Origin of the sequence: Stenotrophomonas sp. a6 (genome assembly GCF_030913325.1) — a bacterium.
In the GTDB taxonomy this organism is placed as follows: Bacteria; Pseudomonadota; Gammaproteobacteria; order Xanthomonadales; family Xanthomonadaceae; genus Stenotrophomonas; species Stenotrophomonas maltophilia.
The window spans coordinates 3,652,798-3,672,454 of the sequence record NZ_CP133161.1; the positions used below are offsets into that span (position 1 = coordinate 3,652,798).

Below are 19,657 nucleotides of genomic sequence, written 5' to 3' on the forward strand. Positions count from 1 at the left end.
TCCTTGGGCGGAGTCCGGGCACGGCTGCATTGCAAAGCTTCCCTACGCCGGTATGAGCCGGATCAGGTTCCAAGGGACTGTCTCAACCGTGGCCACATGGCCCGGTACCCCCGCTTCTTGGTGCGCATTAGAGCATAGACCGCCCGCCTCCGGGACCAGGTCGCCATTCGTTAACGGAACCATGACGTCGCGTTCAGTAACGTGCACGCCATCGCGTTGCTGAGATCGATGCGTTCCCCGCCGCCTTCGCGGCCCCTGCCCGGTCCGTGCTGCATGCCGCCGGCCCTTCGCCGCAAGCTCTGCTCGCTCCCCTCAATCCCCCTTGATCGGAGAAGCTCCTTCATGGTGTTTCGCGTTTCCATCGCACTGGTTCTGCTGCTGGTGCTGCTCGCCGGTATCGCCCCCGGCCCCTTCAACACCGTGGTCCAGTCGATGCTGGCGGAAGTCATCCGCAGTGTCGGCTGGCTGTACCTGCTGGTGGTGTTCCTGGCGCTGGTGTTCCTGATGTACCTGGCGTTCGGCCGCTTCGGCAACCTGCGCATCGGCGGCGAGGACGCCGAACCCGAGTTCTCGCGTGCCAGCTGGATGTCGATGCTGTTCGCCGCCGGCATGGGCATCGGCCTGGTGTTCTGGGGTGCGGCCGAGCCCATCTCGCATTTCAGCAAGCCGCCGGAAGGCCTGGCGCCGCAAAGCCTGGATGCGGCGCGCGCATCGATGCGCTATGCGTTCTTCCACTGGGGCCTGCACCCGTGGGCGATCTACGCACTGATCGGCCTGGCGATGGCCTGGTTCCAGTTCAACCGCAATGGACGCGGCCTGGTCAGCGACATGCTGCAGCCGATCATCGGCCGCCACCATCGCGGCTGGATCGGTCGGGTGGTCAACATCGCCGCCGTAGTTGCCACCGCGATCGGTGTCGCCACCACGCTCGGCTTCGGCACCATCCAGATTGCTGCCGGTATCGAACGCGTCTTCAGCGTGCAGGCTACCGTCGCCGTGCAGATGACCATCATTGCCGTCGCCTTCGTGCTGTACATGGCCTCCACCGCCAGTGGCGTGGAGCGAGGTGTGAAGTGGCTGTCCAACTTCAACCTGGCGTTGGCTGCCCTGCTGGCAGCCATCCTGCTGGTGCTGGGGCCGACCGGCTTCATCTTCGATACGTTCACCACCACGCTGGGCTCCTACCTCAACCAGTTGGTGACGATGAGCCTGCGCATGTCACCGTTCTCCGGCAGCACCTGGGTGGCGGACTGGACGATCTTCTACTGGGCCTGGTGGATCTCGTGGGCGCCGTTCGTGGGATCGTTCATTGCGCGCATCTCGCGCGGCCGCAGCGTGCGCGAGTTCGTGATCGGCGTCGTGCTCGCACCGACGCTGCTGGGCTTCTTCTGGTTCGCGGTGTTCGGCGGCACTGCGTTGTGGGCACAGATCTTCGGCCACGCCGATCTGGTGCAGGCGCTTGGCAATGGCTACGAGACGGTGTTGTTCACACTGTTCGACAGCATGCCGCTACCGTTGTTGCTGTCGTGCATCGCGCTGGTGCTGCTGATGATCTTCTTCGTGACCTCGGCCGATTCGGCGGTCCTGGTGCTGGCCAGCATGTCCACCGACGAGGCTGGCGACCCACCGTTGAAGCGCAAGCTGGCCTGGGGCATTGCGGTGGCACTGATCGCAGCGGCGTTGCTGCTGGCCGGAGGCCTGGACGCGCTGCAGGGCATGATCACGATCGCGGCATTGCCATTCGCGCTGCTGATGGTGCTGGTGATGGTGTCGCTGTACCGGGTGCTGGACCAGGAGTACACGCGGGAGCGGCGGCAGGCGCAGCGCCAGCGGCACATGATCGATGCGTGGATTGCACGCGAGATGGCGGCACAGAAGGAGACGCAGGCCGAGGCAGCGCGCGCGCACGATCAGGATTGAGGGTGTTTTGCAGCCTGCGGCTGCACCGCTTTTCTCAAGCAACGACAACAGCAACCTCAAAAGCAGCTCTGGGTTGCTGCTGGTTGGGCGGGGCGGTGTGGGCTGGCAGGACACGCCGTAAACCCATCCCTGGGGGCTCGATGGCGCCATCCATGGCGCCAACGGTCCTGCCAGCCCACGCCGCCCCACCCCCGACAGTTTCCGTGTGACGGTGGGTTTTCCACGCTAGGCGTGGATGAGGTGTATCGGAAAACAAGAAGGGGTCGGATCCGTTTTCCTTCGGAAAACGGATCCGACCCCAACCCACAGCGCGCGGCTGTTGCTGTTGCTGTTGCTTTTGATCTTCTTTTTTCTTCCTGCGGTGGCGGCCGCAGAAAACTGTCAGAGGCCGGGTGGGTGGGCTGGGCGGGGGTGTCAGCCGCATGGATGCGGCTGCCAAGCCTACAAGGACGTACTTGCGGCGTCCCCCGAACAGCCTATCCACCCGGCCCAACAAGCTATTCCGCTTCTGAACCCACCGCAGAGGGGGCTCAGCCCGTTGGCCGGGAAACTCAGTACCCCGCCGCCTGCCCATCCTTGCGACTCTCCGAAGCTCCGTAATAAACCCCGCTCTCGGGATCGCGCATGATCGCCTGGTACCCGCCATAAGGCCCATCGGCGAACACGATGCGATGCCCCTTGCGCATCAGCGCACGCACCGTCTCGTACGGGAAGCCGGTTTCCAGATTCACTTCGCCGCCATCGGTCATCGCCGTGGCCTGACCCGTCGGTTCAGTCGAGCCTTCGTGCTGGATGCGCGGCGCATCACCGGCTTCCTGCAGGTTCATCCCGAAATCCACCAGGTTCATCACGATCTGCGCATGGCCCTGCGGCTGCATCGCGCCGCCCATCACGCCGAAGCTGGCATACGGCTTGCCGCCCTTGGTGATGAACCCCGGAATGATGGTCTGGAATGGACGCTTGCCCGGCGCGTAGCCGTTGGGATGGTTCTTCTGCAGCACGAACATCTCGCCACGGTCCTGCAGGATGAAACCCAGACCGGGCGGTGCCATGCCGCTGCCCATGCCACGGTAGTTGGACTGGATCAGCGAAACCATCATGCCGTCGGCGTCGGCCACGGTCATGTAGATCGTGTCGCCCTCCTCCAGCTGCTTCGGCGTGCCCGGCTGCACTTCCTTCAACGCCTTGTCCATCGAGATCAGCGCACGACGCTGCGCGGCGTACTCCTTGGAGATGAGCTTCTGCACCGGTGCCGGCTGGAACGCCATGTCGGCGTAGAAACGCGCACGGTCGGCAAAGGCCAGCTTCTTCGCTTCGACAAACAGGTGCACGTGTTCCGGTGAACCGAACGGGATCTTCGAGAAGTCGTAGCCTTCCAGCACATTGAGGATCTGCAGCGCGGCGATGCCCTGGCTGTTCGGCGGCAGTTCCCAGACGTCGTAGCCGCGGTAGTTGCTGCTGACCGGTTCGACCCACTCGCCATGATGGTCAGCCATGTCCTGGTAGCTCAGGTAACCACCGTTGGCCTTGAAGTAGTCGCCGATGGTGTGGGCGATCTCGCCCTTGTAGAAGGCGTCGCGGCCACCGTCGGCGATCTTCTGCAGGGTGCTGGCCAGGTTCGGGTTCTTCCACATCTCGCCCTTGCGCGGGGCGTGGCCGTTGATCGTGAACTGCTCCTTGAAGCCCGGGTACTGCGACAACTTGGGCACCGAGCGGTCCCAGTAGTAGGCGATCACCTCGGCCACCGGGTGACCCTCGCGGGCGTAGCGGATGGCCGGCGCCAGGTTGTCGGCCATCGGCTTGCGACCGAAGCGGTCGTGCAGCGCGAACCAGCCGTCGACGGCACCCGGCACCGACACCGGCAGTGGACCGGTGGCCGGGATGTCCTTCAGGCCACGGCGCTGGAACTCGCCCAGGGTGAGCGACTTCGGCGAGCGGCCCGAGCCGTTGTAGCCGTAGAGCTTCTGGGTCTTCGGGTCCCACACGATGGCGAAAAGGTCGCCGCCGATGCCGTTGCCGGTCGGCTCCATCAGGCCGAGCGCGGCGTTGGCGGCAATCGCCGCGTCCACTGCCGAACCGCCGCCCTTCATCACGTCCAGCGCGATCTGGGTGGCCAGTGGTTGCGAGGTCGCGGCCATCGCATGCGGGGCGATCACCTCCGAACGGGTGGCGAAGGTGTGGCCGGTGATGCGGTCGGCGCCGAAGGACAGCGCGGGTACGGCAGCCAGTACGGCGGCGGCGAGCAGGGAACGGGCAAGGCGTCGGGACACGGTCGGGTTCCGATGGACGGGTGGTTCCCCGATCTTCGCCGGTGCGGCCTTCACGCGGTATCGGACAGACGTCATGGACGCTGATCCTTGGGCGGAAAAATCCACCGGATTCCGCGCAAAAACCGCCCCGAAAGGAGTGAATTCGGGTTCACCGAAACACTTTCAGCAGCAACCATCCTTGTGCCGCAAGCGATTGCGCTGGATGCAGCGGAAACCGATAGAAAATCCGTCGCGAGGGTTGACACCGCCGAAATGGCTGTGTTTCTCTCGATCACATGTTGCATCACAACACGCCACCGCGAACCCACATCGAAGCCGCCGACACCGGCGCCGCCTCGCTGCGTTCGATTCTTGTGCTCGTACTTATTACCCAACCAACAGGTGCGGGACGAGCCAGCGTGTAAGCAACACACACACCGGAACTCTTCAAAAACCCGCACCCGCCCCGGTGCGGGTTTTTTCATTTCAGAACCTGGTTTCAGACGCAACCACCATGACCAACGCTCATCGCACAACCCGGACCTGCACCACCACGCCTCGTGGTGGCTGCGCCTGTGCGATGCGCGGCGCCTCCTCCACCGCTTTCCCCTGACCGGCCGGCACGTCACCTCGACGACCGGCCGTTCTTTTTTCTTCCCACCGCAAGGAACCTCCCCCATGAGCACCAACGACCTGCCCCAGACCAAGATCGCCGTCATCGGCTACGGCAGCCAGGGCCGCGCCCACGCACTGAACCTGCGCGAATCCGGCTTCGACGTGGTGGTAGGCCTGCGTCCGGGCGGCCCGACCGAAGCCAAGGCGCAGGCCGATGGCTTCACCGTGATCGCGCCCGCCGAGGCCGTGAAGGACGCCGACCTGGTTGCCGTGCTGACCCCGGACATGGTGCAGAAGAAGCTCTACAACGACGTGCTGGCGCCGAACATGAAACAGGGGGCGTGCCTGCTGTTCGCGCATGGCCTGAACGTGCATTACGGGATGATCGAGCCGCGTGCCGACCTGGACGTGGTGCTGGTCGCGCCGAAGGGCCCCGGCGCGCTGGTGCGCCGTGAGTACGAGATCGGCCGTGGCGTGCCGTGCATCTGGGCGGTCTACCAGGACATCAGCGGCAAGGCCGCGCAGCATGCGCAGGCCTATGCGGCCGGCCTCGGCGGTGCGCGCGCCAACCTGATCCAGACCACCTTCAAGGAAGAGACCGAGACCGATCTGTTCGGTGAGCAGGCGGTGCTGTGCGGCGGTGCCTCGGCGCTGGTGCAGGCCGGATTCGAGACCCTGGTCGAAGCCGGCTACCAGCCGGAGATCGCCTATTACGAAGTGCTGCACGAACTGAAGCTGATCGTGGACCTGTTCTATGAAGGCGGTATCTCGCGCATGTTGGAGTTCATCTCCGAGACCGCGCAGTACGGCGACTACGTCAGCGGCCCGCGCGTGATCGATGCCGGCACCAAGGAACGCATGAAGGAGGTGCTGAAGGACATCCAGGACGGCACCTTCACCAAGAACTGGGTGGCCGAGTACGAAGCGGGCCTGCCGAACTACAACAGGTTCAAGCAGGCCGACCTGGAGCACCCGATCGAGAAGGTGGGCAAGGAACTGCGCGCCAAGATGGTCTGGTTGCAAGGACAGGCTGCGTAAGCACGCGGCCCTCCCCCACCCGCTTTGCAAGGTTCCCCCATGAACTCTTCGACACATCGCAGCGCGCCGCCCAACGGCGCGCGCTGGCTGACCCAGGCGCTGGAGGCCGAAGGCGTCCGCACGCTGTTCGGCTATCCCGGTGGCACCATCATGCCGTTCTACGACGCGCTGGTGGATTCGTCGCTGAAGCACATCCTGGTACGCCATGAGCAGGGCGCGGCGCTGGCCGCCAACGGCTTCGCCCGCGCCAGCAACCAGGTGGGCGTCTGCGTGGCCACCTCCGGCCCGGGCGCCTCGAACCTGGTCACCGGTATTGCCGATGCGATGCTGGATTCGGTACCGATGGTCTGCATCACGGGCCAGGTCGGCACGCCGCTGCTGGGCACCGACGCCTTCCAGGAACTGGATGTGTTCGGCCTGACGATGCCGATCGTCAAGCACAGCTGGCTGGTGCGCAGCGTCGATGACCTGCCGCGCGTGGTGGCCGATGCGTTCCGCATTGCCCGTGAGGGTCGCCCAGGCCCGGTGCTGATCGACCTGCCCAAGGATGTGCAGCTGGCCGATGCCAGCCATCTGCCGGCGCATGTGCCCAGCAGCGTCGAACCGCCGCCGGCGCCGGCCGAGGCCGCCATCGCCGAGGCCATCGCCGCGCTGGCGGCGGCCGAGAAGCCGGTGGTCTACGCAGGTGGCGGCATCGCCCTGGGTGATGCCGTGCAGGACCTGCGCGACTTCGTCGAGGCCAGTGCCATCCCCACCGTAATGACCCTGCGCGGCCTGGGTGCACTGCCGGCCCACCATCCGCAGTCGCTGGGCATGCTGGGCATGCACGGCACCCGCGCCGCCAACATGGCGGTGCAGGAAAGCGACCTGCTGCTGGTGCTGGGTGCGCGTTTCGATGACCGCGCGACCGGCAAGCTGGCCGAGTTCGCGCCATTCGCCCGCGTCGTCCACATCGATGCGGACGCCTACGAGATCTCCAAGCTGCGCACTGCCGACGTCGCCGTGCCTGGCAACGTCGGTCACGCCATCCGTGCCCTGCGTGCGGCCTTCCCCTCCCCCAGGGCCCACCAGGACGCCTGGCGCAAGCGCTGTGCGCAGCACCGCGACCGCTTCGCTGCCCGCTACGACGCACCGGGCCAGCACATCTACGCCCCGGCGCTGCTGAAGCGCCTGAGCGAGCTGGCCCCGGCCGATGCGGTGATCGCCTGCGATGTCGGCCAGCACCAGATGTGGGTGGCCCAGCACTGCCGCTTCAACCACCCCCGCAACCACCTGACCAGTGGCGCACTGGGCACGATGGGCTTCGGCCTGCCAGCGGCGATGGGTGCGCAGTTCGCCTGCCCGGAGCGCACCGTGGTACTGGTGTCCGGCGACGGCAGCTTCATGATGAACGTGCAGGAGCTGGCGACCATCGCCCGCTGCCGCCTGCCGGTGAAGATCGTGCTGCTGGACAACAGTTCGCTGGGCATGGTGCGGCAGTGGCAGGAACTGTTCTTCGCCGAGCGTTACAGCGAGATCGACCTGTCCGACAACCCGGACTTCGTAGCCCTGGCGCAGGTGTTCGGCATTGCCGCCACCCGCATCGACAACCGCGACGACGTGGAAGGCGGCCTGGCCGCGCTGCTGGCCGAGCCCGGCCCGGCGCTGCTGCACGTGGCCATCGATGCACGCGCCAACGTGTGGCCGCTGGTGCCGCCGAACACCGCCAACAGCACGATGCTGGAAAGCAACCCCGCCCATGCCCGCCAGGAGACCCCCAATGCAATACCGGCTTGACCTGGTGCTGCACCCGGCCGAGGGCGCGCTGCTGCGCGTGATCGGCATGGCAGAACGCCGTGGCTTTGCGCCGCGTGCGATCAGCGGCGCACCGGTGGCCGCCGACGATGGCCGCTGGCACCTGCAGCTGGTCGTCGATGGCCAGCGCCCGGCGGAAACGCTGTGCCGGCAGATCGAGAAGATCTACGACTGCGTGTCCGTGCAGGTCACCGCCGTGGAAGGAGTATCGCCATGAACACCCGTACCGTAGCGACCACGGTGCCGGTACGGAGGCGTCTTCTTCGCCGCCCGTGCCCGCATGCGGCGGTCTTCCGCACCGCGCCGGTGGCCCATGCCGGCCGCTGACACCAGCCAGGAAAGCGATGTCGGCGACGTAAGCGTCGCCGACGTCCTGGCAGCGCAGGCCCGCCTGCGCCGCTTCCTGCCGCCCACCCCGCTGCACCACGCCGAACGCTTCGGTACCTGGCTGAAGCTGGAGAACCTGCAGCGCACCGGTTCCTACAAGGTGCGCGGCGCATTGAATGCACTGCTGGCCGGCCGCGAACGCGGCGACACCCGGCCGGTGATCTGCGCCTCGGCCGGCAACCACGCCCAGGGCGTGGCCTGGGCCGCCTATCGCCTGGATGTGCCGGCCATCACTGTGATGCCGCATGGTGCACCCGCCACCAAGATCGCCGGCGTCGCCCACTGGGGCGCGACCGTGCGCCAGCACGGCAACAGCTATGACGAAGCCTACGCCTTCGCGGTCGAACTGGCACAACGCCACGGCTACCGCTTCCTGTCCGCGTTCGACGATGCCGACGTGATCGCCGGCCAGGGCACGGTCGGCATCGAGCTGGCCGCGCATGCCCCGGACGTGGTGATCGTGCCGATCGGTGGCGGTGGCCTGGCTTCCGGCGTGGCCCTGGCGCTGAAATCACAGGGCGTGCGCGTGGTCGGCGCGCAGGTGGAAGGCGTTGATTCGATGGCACGCGCGATCCGCGGCGACGTGCGCGAGATCGCACCCGTCGCCTCGCTGGCCGACGGCGTGCGGGTGAAGATCCCCGGCTTCCTGACCCGTCGCCTATGCACCTCGCTGCTGGACGATGTGGTGATCGTGCGCGAAGCCGAACTGCGCGAAACCCTGGTCCGGCTGGCACTGGAAGAACACATCATTGCCGAGGGTGCCGGCGCGCTGGCGCTGGCCGCTGGCCGCCGCGTCGCGGGCCGCCGCAAGTGCGCGGTGGTCTCCGGCGGGAACATCGATGCCGGTGTGCTGGCCGGCCTGCTAACCGACATCCGACCGCGCCCGCCGCGCAAGCCACGGCGACGGCGCAGCGAAACACCCCGCTCGCCCGCCAAGGCCAGCGCGCCGCCCTCCCCCATGCCTTCCCCTTCCCACCTGCAAGCCGCAACGCCCGCTGTCGAGGAGATTTCCCTGTGACCACCATCGAACGAATTACCACCCCGCGCATCCGCATCTTCGACACCACCCTGCGTGACGGCGAGCAGTCCCCCGGCTGCAGCATGAGCCCGCCGCAGAAGCTGGTGATGGCGCGTGCGCTGGACGAACTGGGCGTGGACATCATCGAGACCGGCTTCCCGGCCAGCTCGCAGTCCGACCGCGAAGCGATGGCACTGATCGGCCGCGAACTGCGCCGCCCGAGCCTGAGCCTGGCGGTGCTGTCGCGCTGCCTGCAGGCCGATATCGAAACCTCGGCACGCGCACTGGAAGCCGCGGCCAACCCGCGCCTGCACGTGTTCCTGTCGACCAGCCCGCTGCACCGCGAGCACAAGCTGCGCATGACCCGCGAACAGGTACTGGAGTCGGTACGCAAGCATGTATCGCTGGCCCGCTCCTACATCGACGATGTCGAGTTCTCGGCCGAGGATGCCACCCGTACCGAGCTGGATTACCTGATCGAAGTCGCGCGCGTGGCGATCGCCGCCGGTGCCACCACCATCAACCTGCCCGACACCGTCGGCTTCACCACGCCCGAAGAGATCCGCGCGATGTTCCAGCAGGTCATCGCCGGCGTCGCCGACGTGCCGAACGCGGCCAACGTGATCTTCAGCGCGCACTGCCACAACGACCTGGGCCTGGCCGTGGCCAACTCGCTGGCCGCCATCGAAGGCGGCGCGCGCCAGGTCGAGTGCACCATCAACGGCATCGGCGAACGCGCCGGCAACTGTTCGCTGGAAGAGATCGCGATGGTGCTGAAGGTGCGCCAGGCCTTCTACGAGCAGGACAGTTCGATCAACACCCCGCGCATCGTCGGCACCTCGCAGTTGCTGCAGCGCCTGGTCGGCATGCCGGTACAGCGCAACAAGGCCATCGTCGGCGCCAATGCGTTCGCCCACGAATCGGGCATCCACCAGCACGGCATGCTGCGCCATCGCGGTACCTACGAAATCATGCGCCCGGAAGACGTGGGCTGGGAGGATTCGCAGATGGTGCTGGGCCGCCACAGTGGCCGTGCCGCCGTTGAAGCGCGCCTGCGTGCGCTGGGCTTCTGGCTGGACGAAGACGAACTGAAGCTGGTGTTCGAGCAGTTCAAGGGCCTGTGCGAACAGCAGCGCGTGGTCACCGATGCCGATCTGCAGACGCTGATGCAGGGCGGTTCCAACGCACAGGGCTACCGCCTGGCCTCGATGACCATCAGCGATGTCGGCAGCCGCGCCAACGCACTGGTCGAACTGTCCGATCCGGATGGCAACCGCGTGGCCGAGACCGCGCAGGGCGACGGCCCGGTCGATGCGCTGTTCGGCGCACTGTCGGCCGCCACCGGCGTGCAGCTGATGCTGGACAGCTACCACGTGCACAGCGTCGGCATCGGCGCCGATGCACGCGGCGAAGCCAACCTGAGCGTGCGCCACGAGGGCGTGGAGTACGACGGCACCGGCACCAGCAAGGACATCATCGAAGCGTCCGCGCTGGCCTGGCTGGATGTTGCCAACCGCCTGCTGCGCCAGCGCCAGGCCGCCGCCCACAGCAGCACCGACGTTCCCACCCCCGCCACCGCCTGAGGAACCCGAGATGAGCGCCTTCGACACCCCCACCCCGACCAGCGCCGCTGGCCAGCAGTGGAACGCCCAGGACTATGCGATCGACGCCGGCTTCGTCCCGCTGCTCGGCGGCGCGGTATCGCGCCTGCTCGACCCGCGCGCCGGTGAGCGCATCCTCGACCTGGGCTGTGGCGATGGCGTACTCAGTACCGAGCTGGCGCTGAGCGGCGCACGCATCCACGGCGTGGATGCTTCGCCGGAACTGGTGGTCGCCGCCCGCGCACGCGGTGTCGACGCGCAGGTGATGGACGGCCACGCGCTGTCGTTCGACAGCGAGTTCGATGCAGTGTTCAGCAATGCCGCACTGCATTGGATGACGACTCCGGACCGCGTGCTGGAAGGCGTGCGCCGCGCCCTGCGCCCCGGCGGCCGCTTTGTCGCCGAATTCGGTGGCCACGGCAACGTGGCCACGATCATCGCGGCGGTACAGGCCGCGCGCGTGGCCCACGGCCATGGCGCCAGCACCTTCCAGTGGTATTTCCCGACGGCCGATGCCTACGCCGACCGCCTGCGCCAGCATGGCTTCCAGGTGCAACTGATCGAGTGCACGCCGCGCCCGACCGCACTGCCGACCGGCGTGGCCGGCTGGCTGCGGGTCTTCGCCGCACCACTGCTGGACGACCTGCCGGCCGAGGCCCGCGCTACCGTGCGCGAGGCCGCCACCGCGTTGCTGGCCGAGCTGCCGCGCAATGCCGCCGGCCAGCCGCTGGCCGACTACGTGCGCCTGCGCGTGCTCGCCCGCCGTCGCTGACTTGACCGTTCCGTTTCCTTTACTGATGTTCGCTATTTCGTACTTCTGCCAGGCATACGCATGACTTCCGCACCCCGCACCCTGTACGACAAACTGTGGGACGCCCACGTGGTGGTTCCCGAAACCGACAGCGCCCCCGCCGTGCTGTACATCGACCTGCACCTGATCCACGAGGTGACCTCGCCGCAGGCGTTCACCGAACTGCGCGAGCGCGGCCTGTCGCCGCGCCGGCCGGACCGCACCAAGGCGACGATGGACCACTCCACGCCAACCCTGCCGCCTGCCGCCGACGGCACGTTTCCCTACGCCAGCGCTGCGTCCGAAGCGCAGGTCGCCACCCTGGCACGCAACTGCGCCGAACACGGCATCGAACTGTTCGACATGGCCTCGGACAACCGCGGCATCGTCCACGTGATCGCGCCGGAACAAGGCTTCACCCAGCCCGGCATGACCATCGTCTGCGGCGACAGCCACACCTCCACCCACGGTGCGTTCGGTTCACTGGCCTTCGGCATCGGCACCAGTGAAGTCGGCCACGTGCTGGCCACGCAGTGCCTGCTGCAGCGCAAGGCGAAGACCTTCGCGATCACCGTCGATGGCCCGCTGGCGCCCGGCGTCGGCGCCAAGGACGTGGTCCTGCACATCATCGGCGTGATCGGCGTCAACGGCGGCACCGGCCACGTCATCGAGTTCCGTGGCAGCACCATCGAAGCGATGGACATGGAACAGCGCATGACCCTGTGCAACATGTCGATCGAGGCGGGTGCGCGTGCCGGCATGGTGGCGCCGGACCAGGTCACCTTCGACTTCGTCGCCGCTACGCCGCGCGGGCCGAAGGGCGCCGATTTCGACGCCGCCGTGGCGCGCTGGCAGCAGCTGCGCAGCGATGACGGCGCGCGCTTTGACAGCGAAGTGCACATCGACGCCGCCGACATCCGCCCGACCCTGACCTGGGGCACCCATCCGGGCACCGCCATCGCGGTGGATGCACCGATCCCCGCCGCCAACGATGCCGCCGCACAGAAGGGCCTGGACTACATGCATTTCCAGGCCGGCAAGGCGCTGGCCGGAACGCCGGTGGACGTGGTGTTCGTCGGTTCGTGCACCAACGGTCGGCTGAGCGACATGCGCGAAGTGGCGCAGGTACTGCGCGGTCGTCGCGTCGCTGACCGGGTGCGCATGCTGGTGGTGCCGGGCTCGGAGATCGTCAAGCGCGAAGCCGAGGCCGAAGGCATCCACGAGATCGTGCGCGCGGCCGGTGCCGAGTGGCGCGAGCCGGGCTGCTCGATGTGCATCGCCATGAACGGCGATCTGGTCGCACCCGGGCAGCTGGCCGTGAGCACCAGCAACCGCAATTTCGAAGGCCGCCAGGGCCCTGGTTCGCGCACGCTGCTGGCCTCGCCGATGAGCGCGGCGTGGGCCGCGGTGAACGGGCACGTCGCCGATACCCGCGAACTGTTCGCACAGGAGGTGGCGTGATGGCCGGTTTCCGTACCCTGACCTCGGCCAGCGTGGTGCTGCGCCAGACCAACATCGACACCGACCAGATCATTCCGGCGCGGTTCCTGTCCACCACCGAACGCGCCGGCCTGGGCCGCAACGCGTTCAATGACTGGCGCTGGCAGGCCGACGGTTCGCCGGTGGCCGACTTCGCCTTCAACCAGCCGCACAACGCCGGCCGCAGCATCCTGCTGGCGGGCCGCAACTTCGGCTGCGGTTCTTCGCGCGAGCATGCACCGTGGGCATTGACCGATCTGGGCCTGCGCGCCATCGTCAGCAGCGAGATCGCCGACATCTTCCGCGGCAACTCGCTGAAGAACGGACTGCTGCCAATCGTGCTGGACGAAGCCGACGTGCAGGCGCTGATGCAGCGCCCGGACGACGAGCTGACCATCGACGTGGCCGCGCGTGAGCTGCGCACGCCCGATGGGCGCGTCTATTCCTTCCCGCTGGATGGCTTCTCGCAGACCTGCCTGCTGGAAGGCGTCGACCAGTTGGGGTATCTGTTGGGCCGTGTCCCTGAAATCGAACGCTACGAGAGTGAGCATGCACGCTGAAATTGTTGTCCTGCCCGGTGATGGCATCGGCCCGGAAGTGGCCGCCGCGGCAGTCGCCGTCCTGAAGTCTGTCGCCACGCGCTTCAACCACACCTTCACCTTCAGCGAGCACGACATCGGTGGCATCGCCATCGACCGCCACGGCGAGCCGCTGCCGGCCTCGACGTTGACTGCCTGCCAGGCCGCCAACGCGGTGCTGCTGGGCGCGGTCGGCGGCCCGAAGTGGTCCGATCCCAATGCCAAGGTGCGCCCGGAACAGGGCCTGCTGGCGATCCGCAAGGCGCTGGGCCTGTATGCCAACCTGCGCCCGGTGCGTACCCACGAAGCCGCACTGCACGCCTCGCCGATCAAGGCCGAGCTGCTGCAGGGCGTGGACTTCGTGGTGGTACGCGAGCTGACCGGCGGCATCTACTTCGGCGACAAGACCCGCGACGCCGACAGCGCCAGCGACCTGTGCCGCTATACCGTGGCCGAGATCGAACGCGTGCTGCGCAGTGCCTTCCGCCTGGCCCGGCAGCGCCGCGGCAAGGTCACCTCGGTGGACAAGGCCAACGTTCTGGAGACCTCGCGCCTGTGGCGTGACGTGGCCGCGCGCATCGGCCGCGAGGAATTCCCGGACGTTGCACTGGAGCACCAGCTGGTCGATTCCATGGCCATGCACCTGCTGGCCAAGCCGCGCGAGTACGACGTGATCGTGACCGAGAACATGTTCGGCGACATCCTCACCGATGAGGCCTCGATGCTGGCCGGCTCGCTCGGCCTGCTGCCGTCGGCCTCGCTGGGCGAACCCGGTGCAGTCGGCATCTACGAGCCCATCCATGGTTCGGCCCCGGACATCGCTGGCAAGGGCATCGCCAATCCGTACGCGACGATCTTCAGCGCCGCGATGCTGCTGCGCCATTCGCTGGGGTTGGAAACGGAAGCCGCTGCGGTGGAAGCCGCCGTGCATGCCGTGCTGGATGACGGCGTGTTCACCGCCGATCTGGCCGCCAAGGGCCAGGCGGTGAGCACGGCAGCCGCCACCGACGCGGTGCTGGCCAAACTCAACTGATCCGATAGCGCCACGCCACGCGTGGCGCCTCTCCCTTCGCACAGTGCGGGCAGCCACCCATGGGGTGGCTCTACTGTAGAGCCACGCCATGCGTGGCTGCTTTACTTGGTGGTGTACCCACCATTGACCAGGATGGTCTGCCCGGTCATCCACCAGCCATCGGTGACCAGGAAGCGGATCCACGGCACGATGTCGGCGATGTCGGTCAGTCCGGTACGGGTGAACGCCGAGAGCGCGGCCGCGGTCTTGTGGTACGCCTGCGCATCGGCACTCTCGGCCGGATAGAAGAACGGCGTGTCCATTGGACCGGGGCCGATCGCCGTGACCGAGATGCCGCGCTCACCGAACTCCTTCGACGCCGCACGGGTGAAATGCTCGACCGGCGCCTTGGTGCCGGCGTAGCTGGAGTAGAACGGCGTGAACGCACCCAGCAGCGAGGTGACCAGGGTGCAGATCCGGCCGCCGTCGTTGACGTGACGTCCCGCCTCCTTGAGGAAGAAGAACGCGGCCTTGGCGTTGACCGCGCTCATCTCGTCGTACTCGGCTTCGCTGATCTCCAGCAGCGGCTTCTTCAGCACCTTGCCGACCGTATTGATGGCGATGTCGGGACGGCCGACTGCGGCCACGGCATCGGCGAACAAGCGCTCCATCGCTGCCGCCGACGTCAGGTCGCCCTGCAGGGCAACCGCCTTGCTGCCAGCGGCCTGCACGGCGGCGACGGTCGCCTCTGCATCGGCCTGGGTGGCGGCGCTGTTGTAGTGGATGACGATGGCTTTGGCGCCCTGGCTGGCGAAGTCGCGGGCGATCAGTCCGCCCAGGTTCTTGGCGCCACCGGCGATCAGCACGGTCTTGCCCTTGAGGGAATGGTCGGTCATGGCCTCGGTCTCGGAAGTGGGCTGCCCGGGGTGGCAACCCTGTCCTGACGACGATATCGTGCAGAAAATGCGGATAAAGCCCGCCGCATTGACTTAACCTTCCAGAGCCAGCGAACAATGGATCGGATCGATCGCTTCCGCATCTTCACCCGGGTGGTGGAGTGCGCCAGCTTCACCCGCGCCGCCGACCAGCTCGGCCTGCCCCGCTCCACCGTCTCGGCAGCCATTGCGGAGCTGGAGCAGCGGCTCGGTACCCGCCTGCTGCAGCGTTCGACCCGCAGGGTGTCGACCACCCACGACGGCGACGTGTTCCATGCCCGCTGCCTGCGCCTGATCGCCGAGGTTGAAGACGCCGAATCGCTGTTCCGGCAGGACGATGCGCAGCCGGTGGGTCTGCTGAAGATCGACGTGCCCAGTCGCATCGGCCGCCGCATCATCGCCCCGGCGCTGCCCGACTTCTTCGCGCGCCATCCGCAGGTGGAAGTCGACCTGGGCATGACCGACCGCGCGGTGAACCTGATCGAAGACGGCTGCGATGCCGTGCTGCGGGTCGGGCAGCTGGGCGATTCCAGCCTGGTCGCGCGCACGCTGGGCCAGCTCGACTTCGTCAACGTTGCCGCGCCAGCCTACCTGCGCGAGTACGGTGTGCCGCAGCAACCTGCCGACCTGCAGCAGCACCGGGCGGTGAACTACGCGTCGCCGACCACGGCGCGGGTGGAACCGTGGGAGTGGCAGGAGGGTACGCAGCTACGCACATTGCCGATGCCCGGCTGGGTGCGGGTCAACAGTGCAGAAGCGTCGATCGCGTGCTGCGTGGCGGGGCTGGGGCTGCTGCAGATTCCGCGCTACGACGTGCAGGCCGAACTGCAATCCGGTGCGCTGGTGGAAGTGATGCCGCAGCATGTGGCGCAGCCGTTACCGGTGACCCTGCTGCAGCCGCACCGGCAGCACCGCGCGCAACGCGTGCAGGTGTTCATCGAATGGCTGCTGCCGGTGCTACGGAGCGGCCTGCAGCTACAGTAGATCCACGCCATGCGTGGATGTGCACAAGGTGGATGGGGTCAGAGCCCATTCCCAGCGGGAAAGGGATCCGACCCCGGCCGCAGAACCCGGGGCATTACGCCCCGGATTCGTCCGGCTTCACCCGGAACCATGCCGCGTACAACGCCGGCAGGAACACCAGCGTCAGCACCGTGCCGACGATCAGGCCGCCCATGATCGAGATCGCCATCGAGCCGTAGAACGCGCTGCGCGACAGCGGAATCATCGCCAGCACGGCCGCCAGCGCGGTCAGTACGATCGGGCGGAAGCGGCGCACCGTCGCGTCGATGATCGAATGCCAGCGGTCATGCCCGGCATCGATGTCCTGCTGGATCTGGTCGATCAGGATCACCGAGTTGCGCATGATCATGCCGGCCAGCGCGATCGTGCCCAGCAGTGCCACGAAGCCGAACGGCGCGCGGAACAGCAGCAGGAACAACGTCGCGCCGATGATGCCCAGCGGCGCGGTCACCAGCACCATCGCCGCACGCGAGAAGCTGCGCAGCTGCAGCATCAGCAGCGTGGCCACCACCACCAGGAACAGCGGCATGCCGGCCTTGATCGAGTTCTGGCCACGTGCCGAATCCTCCACGGTACCGCCGGTTTCCAGCAGGTAACCGTTCGGCAGCTCGGCACGGATGCCATCCAGCGTCGGCAGGATCTGATGCACCACGTCCAGGGGCTGCATGCCATCGCTGATGTCGGCACGCACGGTCACCGTCGGCAGGCGGTTGCGGTGCCAGATGATGCCGTCCTCGAAGCCGTACTCCATCGTCGCCACCTGCGACAGCGTGATGCTGCCGCCGTTGGCGGTCGGCATCGACAGGCTGGACAGCAGCTCCAGCTGGTTGCGCTCATCGGCCGGGCCACGCAGCAGCATCTCGATCTGGCGGTTGCCCTCGCGGTACACGCTCACCGACTGCCCGGCCAGCGAACTGGACAGGAACTGGCTGACCTGGGCACTGCTCACGCCCAGCGCCCGCGCACGCTCCTGGTCGATCACCAGCCGCACCACCTTGCTCGGTTCGCTCCAGTCCAGGTTGACGTTCATCACGTGTGGGTTCTCACGCACCTTGGCTTCGACCTGGCGCGCGATCGCCTGCACCTTCTCGATGTGCTCGCCGGAAATGCGCATCTGCACCGGATAGCCGACCGGCGGGCCGTTCTCCAGGCGGGTCACGCGCATCTGCACGTCCGGGAACTTCGGAATCACCTCGTGCAGCAGCCAGTCACGGGTGCTTTCGCGCGCCTTGATGTCCTTGGCCAGTACCACGAACTGGGCGAAGTTGGTGGCCGGCAGCTGCTGGTCCAGCGGCAGGTAGAAGCGCGGCGAACCGGTGCCCACGTAGGACACGTAGTTGGCGATGCCCTCGCGGCTGGACAGCAGCTTCTCCAGCTTCTCGGCCTGGGCCTGGGTCGAGCGCAGCGATGCGCCCTCGGCCAGCTCGATGTCCACCATCAGTTCCGGCCGGGTCGAATCCGGGAAGAACTGCTGCGGCACGAAGCGGAACATCATCAGCGAGAACACGAACAGGGCAATGGTCGCGGCAATCACCCACCAGCGGTGGCGCAGGCAGCCATCGAGGAAGCGACGGAAGCTGCGGTAGAACGGGCGCTGGTACGGATCGTGGTCGTGCCCGTGCTGCGGCGGCGCGATCAGGTTGGCCAGCGCCGGATAACGATCGGCCCACTGCTGGCGCTTGGCGTGCCAGCGCGCGGACACGCTGCCCGGCTTCGGCGGCTGCGGATTGAACAGGTCCGGCAGCATCTTGTCGCCCAGGTACGGGATGAACAGCACCGCCGCGATCCACGACACCACCAGCGCGATGGTCACCACCTGGAACAGCGAACGCGTGTACTCACCGGTGCTCGAGGCCGCCGTAGCGATGGGCAGGAAGCCGGCCGCCGTGATCAGCGTGCCGGTCAGCATCGGGAACGCGGTGGATTCCCAGGCGAAACTGGCCGCGCGCAGGCGGTCGTAACCCTGCTCCATCTTGGTGGCCATCATCTCCACCGCGATGATCGCATCGTCCACCAGCAGGCCCAGCGCCAGCACCAGTGCACCCAGCGAAATCTTGTGCAGGCCGATGTCGAAGTAGTGCATGACGAAGAAGGTCATCGCCAGCACCAGTGGAATGGTCACGCCCACCACCAGGCCGGTGCGCAGGCCCAGCGAGAAGAAACTGACCAGCAGCACGATCACCACCGCTTCGGTCAGCACCTGCACGAACTCGCCGACCGACTCTTCCACCGACTGCGGCTGGTCGGACACCTTGCGCAGCTGCATGCCCGCCGGCAGGGTCTTCTGCAGGCGCTCGAACTCGGCATCGAGATTGGCGCCGAGCTTGAGGATGTCACCGCCATCCTTCATCGCCACTGCCAGGCCGATGGCCTCTTCACCCATGAAGCGCATCTTCGGCGACGCCGGATCGGCGAAGCCACGCTTGACCTCGGCGATGTCGCCCAGGTGCACGGTGCGGTCACCGGCGCGGATCGGGAACTGGCGGATCGCTTCGATGTCGTTGAACTGGCCGGTCACGCGCAGCTGCACGCGGTCGGTGGCGGTCTCGAAGAAGCTGGTGCCGGTGACCGCATTCTGGTCGGCCAGCGCCTGCTGTACCTGCTGCATCGACACACCCAGCGTGGCCAGGCGGGTGTTGGACAGCTCGATCCACACCTTCTCGTCCTGCAGGCCGACCAGGTCGATCTTGCCGACATCGGGCACGCGCTGCAGTTCCAGCTGGATGCGGTCGGCGTAGTCGCGCATCACCGCGTAGTCGAAGCCCTTGCCGGTCAACGCATAGATGTTGCCGTAGGTGTCGCCGAACTCATCGTTGAAGAACGGACCGACGATCTCGCGCGGCAGCGTCGCACGGATGTCGCCCACGCGCTTGCGCACCTGGTACCACAGGTCCGGGATCTGCCTGGAACGCAGGCTGTCGCGGGCCATGAAGATGACCTGCGATTCGCCGGGGCGCGAATAGGAGCGGATGAACTCGTACTCGCCGGTGTTCATCAGCGCCTTCTCGATCGGCTCGGTCACCTGCCGCGAGACCTGTTCGGCGGTGGCGCCCGGCCACAGCGTGCGCACCACCATCGCCTTGAAGGTGAATGGTGGATCCTCGGACTGGCCCAGGTGCTTGTACGACCACGCGCCGATCAGCGCGAAGGCCAGCATCGCGAACAGCACCAGCGGGCGGTTGGCCAGCGCCCACTCGGAAAGATTGAAGCGGCGCACC

General features: G+C 67.0%; 14 protein-coding genes and 1 riboswitch. Of the genes, 11 read left to right on the plus strand and 3 right to left on the minus strand.

Annotation, left to right across the window (positions count from 1 at the left end; all coding sequences use genetic code 11):
* Nucleotides 1-21 precede the first annotated feature (21 nt).
* Nucleotides 22-122, minus strand: a riboswitch (TPP riboswitch).
* Between the two features lie 220 nt (nt 123-342).
* On the plus strand, nt 343-1,920 hold the full coding sequence (locus Q9Q79_RS16785; RefSeq protein WP_201862585.1) for a BCCT family transporter: 1,578 nt from the start codon (nt 343-345) through the stop codon (nt 1,918-1,920).
* A gap of 551 nt (nt 1,921-2,471) precedes the next feature.
* On the opposite strand, the gene ggt is transcribed toward Q9Q79_RS16785, so the two are convergent.
* Complete coding sequence (gene ggt, locus Q9Q79_RS16790; protein ID WP_099498103.1) at nt 2,472-4,190, minus strand: gamma-glutamyltransferase; 1,719 nt, start codon at nt 4,188-4,190, stop codon at nt 2,472-2,474.
* A gap of 657 nt (nt 4,191-4,847) precedes the next feature.
* Between ggt and ilvC the strand changes: the two genes are divergently transcribed.
* The 9 genes from ilvC (at nt 4,848) to leuB (ending at nt 14,502) form a co-directional block, all read left to right on the plus strand.
* Nucleotides 4,848-5,822, plus strand: a complete 975-nt coding sequence (ilvC, locus tag Q9Q79_RS16795; protein ID WP_005410945.1) for a ketol-acid reductoisomerase — start codon at nt 4,848-4,850, stop codon at nt 5,820-5,822.
* Between the two features lie 39 nt (nt 5,823-5,861).
* Nucleotides 5,862-7,598 carry an acetolactate synthase 2 catalytic subunit gene (ilvG, locus tag Q9Q79_RS16800; RefSeq protein ID WP_005410946.1) on the plus strand — a complete coding sequence of 579 codons (1,737 nt, stop codon included), beginning with the start codon at nt 5,862-5,864 and terminating at the stop codon, nt 7,596-7,598.
* Nucleotides 7,582-7,833, plus strand: a complete 252-nt coding sequence (locus tag Q9Q79_RS16805) for an ACT domain-containing protein (RefSeq protein ID WP_005410947.1) — start codon at nt 7,582-7,584, stop codon at nt 7,831-7,833. The genes ilvG and Q9Q79_RS16805 overlap by 17 nt, the downstream gene beginning before the upstream one ends.
* A 96-nt stretch (nt 7,834-7,929) precedes the next feature.
* Nucleotides 7,930-9,021 (plus strand): threonine dehydratase, encoded by a 1,092-nt coding sequence (locus tag Q9Q79_RS16810; protein WP_033835631.1) that lies wholly within the window; start codon nt 7,930-7,932, stop codon nt 9,019-9,021.
* Nucleotides 9,018-10,604, plus strand: coding sequence for a 2-isopropylmalate synthase (locus tag Q9Q79_RS16815; RefSeq protein ID WP_099474258.1), 1,587 nt, complete (start codon nt 9,018-9,020; stop codon nt 10,602-10,604). The genes Q9Q79_RS16810 and Q9Q79_RS16815 overlap by 4 nt, the downstream gene beginning before the upstream one ends.
* Nucleotides 10,605-10,614: 10 nt before the next feature.
* Nucleotides 10,615-11,394, plus strand: coding sequence for a class I SAM-dependent methyltransferase (locus tag Q9Q79_RS16820; RefSeq protein ID WP_076739909.1), 780 nt, complete (start codon nt 10,615-10,617; stop codon nt 11,392-11,394).
* A 60-nt stretch (nt 11,395-11,454) separates the two neighbouring features.
* The gene (gene leuC / locus Q9Q79_RS16825) at nt 11,455-12,873 is read left to right on the plus strand and encodes a 3-isopropylmalate dehydratase large subunit (RefSeq protein WP_076739908.1); all 1,419 of its coding nucleotides are present in this window, start codon (nt 11,455-11,457) and stop codon (nt 12,871-12,873) included.
* Nucleotides 12,873-13,451: a 3-isopropylmalate dehydratase small subunit gene (gene leuD, locus Q9Q79_RS16830; RefSeq protein WP_005410953.1), complete on the plus strand. Its 579-nt coding sequence runs from the start codon at nt 12,873-12,875 to the stop codon at nt 13,449-13,451. Before leuC ends, leuD begins: the two co-directional genes overlap by 1 nt.
* The gene (gene leuB / locus Q9Q79_RS16835) at nt 13,441-14,502 is read left to right on the plus strand and encodes a 3-isopropylmalate dehydrogenase (protein ID WP_005410954.1); all 1,062 of its coding nucleotides are present in this window, start codon (nt 13,441-13,443) and stop codon (nt 14,500-14,502) included. The genes leuD and leuB overlap by 11 nt, the downstream gene beginning before the upstream one ends.
* A gap of 101 nt (nt 14,503-14,603) precedes the next feature.
* Here the strand turns inward: leuB and Q9Q79_RS16840 are convergent, their stop codons facing one another.
* Nucleotides 14,604-15,377: an SDR family oxidoreductase gene (locus Q9Q79_RS16840; RefSeq protein WP_005414410.1), complete on the minus strand. Its 774-nt coding sequence runs from the start codon at nt 15,375-15,377 to the stop codon at nt 14,604-14,606.
* Nucleotides 15,378-15,494: 117 nt separating this feature from the next.
* On the opposite strand from Q9Q79_RS16840, the gene Q9Q79_RS16845 reads away from it, so the two are divergent.
* Nucleotides 15,495-16,400: a LysR family transcriptional regulator gene (locus tag Q9Q79_RS16845; protein WP_065183159.1), complete on the plus strand. Its 906-nt coding sequence runs from the start codon at nt 15,495-15,497 to the stop codon at nt 16,398-16,400.
* 94 nt (nt 16,401-16,494) lie between these two features.
* Here the strand turns inward: Q9Q79_RS16845 and Q9Q79_RS16850 are convergent, their stop codons facing one another.
* Complete coding sequence (locus Q9Q79_RS16850; RefSeq protein ID WP_005410957.1) at nt 16,495-19,656, minus strand: efflux RND transporter permease subunit; 3,162 nt, start codon at nt 19,654-19,656, stop codon at nt 16,495-16,497.
* Nucleotide 19,657 lies beyond the last annotated feature (1 nt).

What these genes read in the sequence shown, in the direction of transcription:
- leuB (WP_005410954.1), top strand. Translation starts at nt 13,441, where the DNA reads ATGCACGCTGAAATTGTTGTCCTGCCCGGTGATGGCATCGGCCCGGAA.
- ilvG (WP_005410946.1), top strand. Translation starts at nt 5,862, where the DNA reads ATGAACTCTTCGACACATCGCAGCGCGCCGCCCAACGGCGCGCGCTGG.
- Q9Q79_RS16805 (WP_005410947.1), top strand. Translation starts at nt 7,582, where the DNA reads ATGCAATACCGGCTTGACCTGGTGCTGCACCCGGCCGAGGGCGCGCTG.
- leuD (WP_005410953.1), top strand. Translation starts at nt 12,873, where the DNA reads ATGGCCGGTTTCCGTACCCTGACCTCGGCCAGCGTGGTGCTGCGCCAG.
- leuC (WP_076739908.1), top strand. Translation starts at nt 11,455, where the DNA reads ATGACTTCCGCACCCCGCACCCTGTACGACAAACTGTGGGACGCCCAC.
- Q9Q79_RS16820 (WP_076739909.1), top strand. Translation starts at nt 10,615, where the DNA reads ATGAGCGCCTTCGACACCCCCACCCCGACCAGCGCCGCTGGCCAGCAG.
- ilvC (WP_005410945.1), top strand. Translation starts at nt 4,848, where the DNA reads ATGAGCACCAACGACCTGCCCCAGACCAAGATCGCCGTCATCGGCTAC.
- Q9Q79_RS16785 (WP_201862585.1), top strand. Translation starts at nt 343, where the DNA reads ATGGTGTTTCGCGTTTCCATCGCACTGGTTCTGCTGCTGGTGCTGCTC.
- Q9Q79_RS16840 (WP_005414410.1), bottom strand. Translation starts at nt 15,377, where the DNA reads ATGACCGACCATTCCCTCAAGGGCAAGACCGTGCTGATCGCCGGTGGC.
- Q9Q79_RS16810 (WP_033835631.1), top strand. Translation starts at nt 7,930, where the DNA reads ATGCCGGCCGCTGACACCAGCCAGGAAAGCGATGTCGGCGACGTAAGC.
- Q9Q79_RS16845 (WP_065183159.1), top strand. Translation starts at nt 15,495, where the DNA reads ATGGATCGGATCGATCGCTTCCGCATCTTCACCCGGGTGGTGGAGTGC.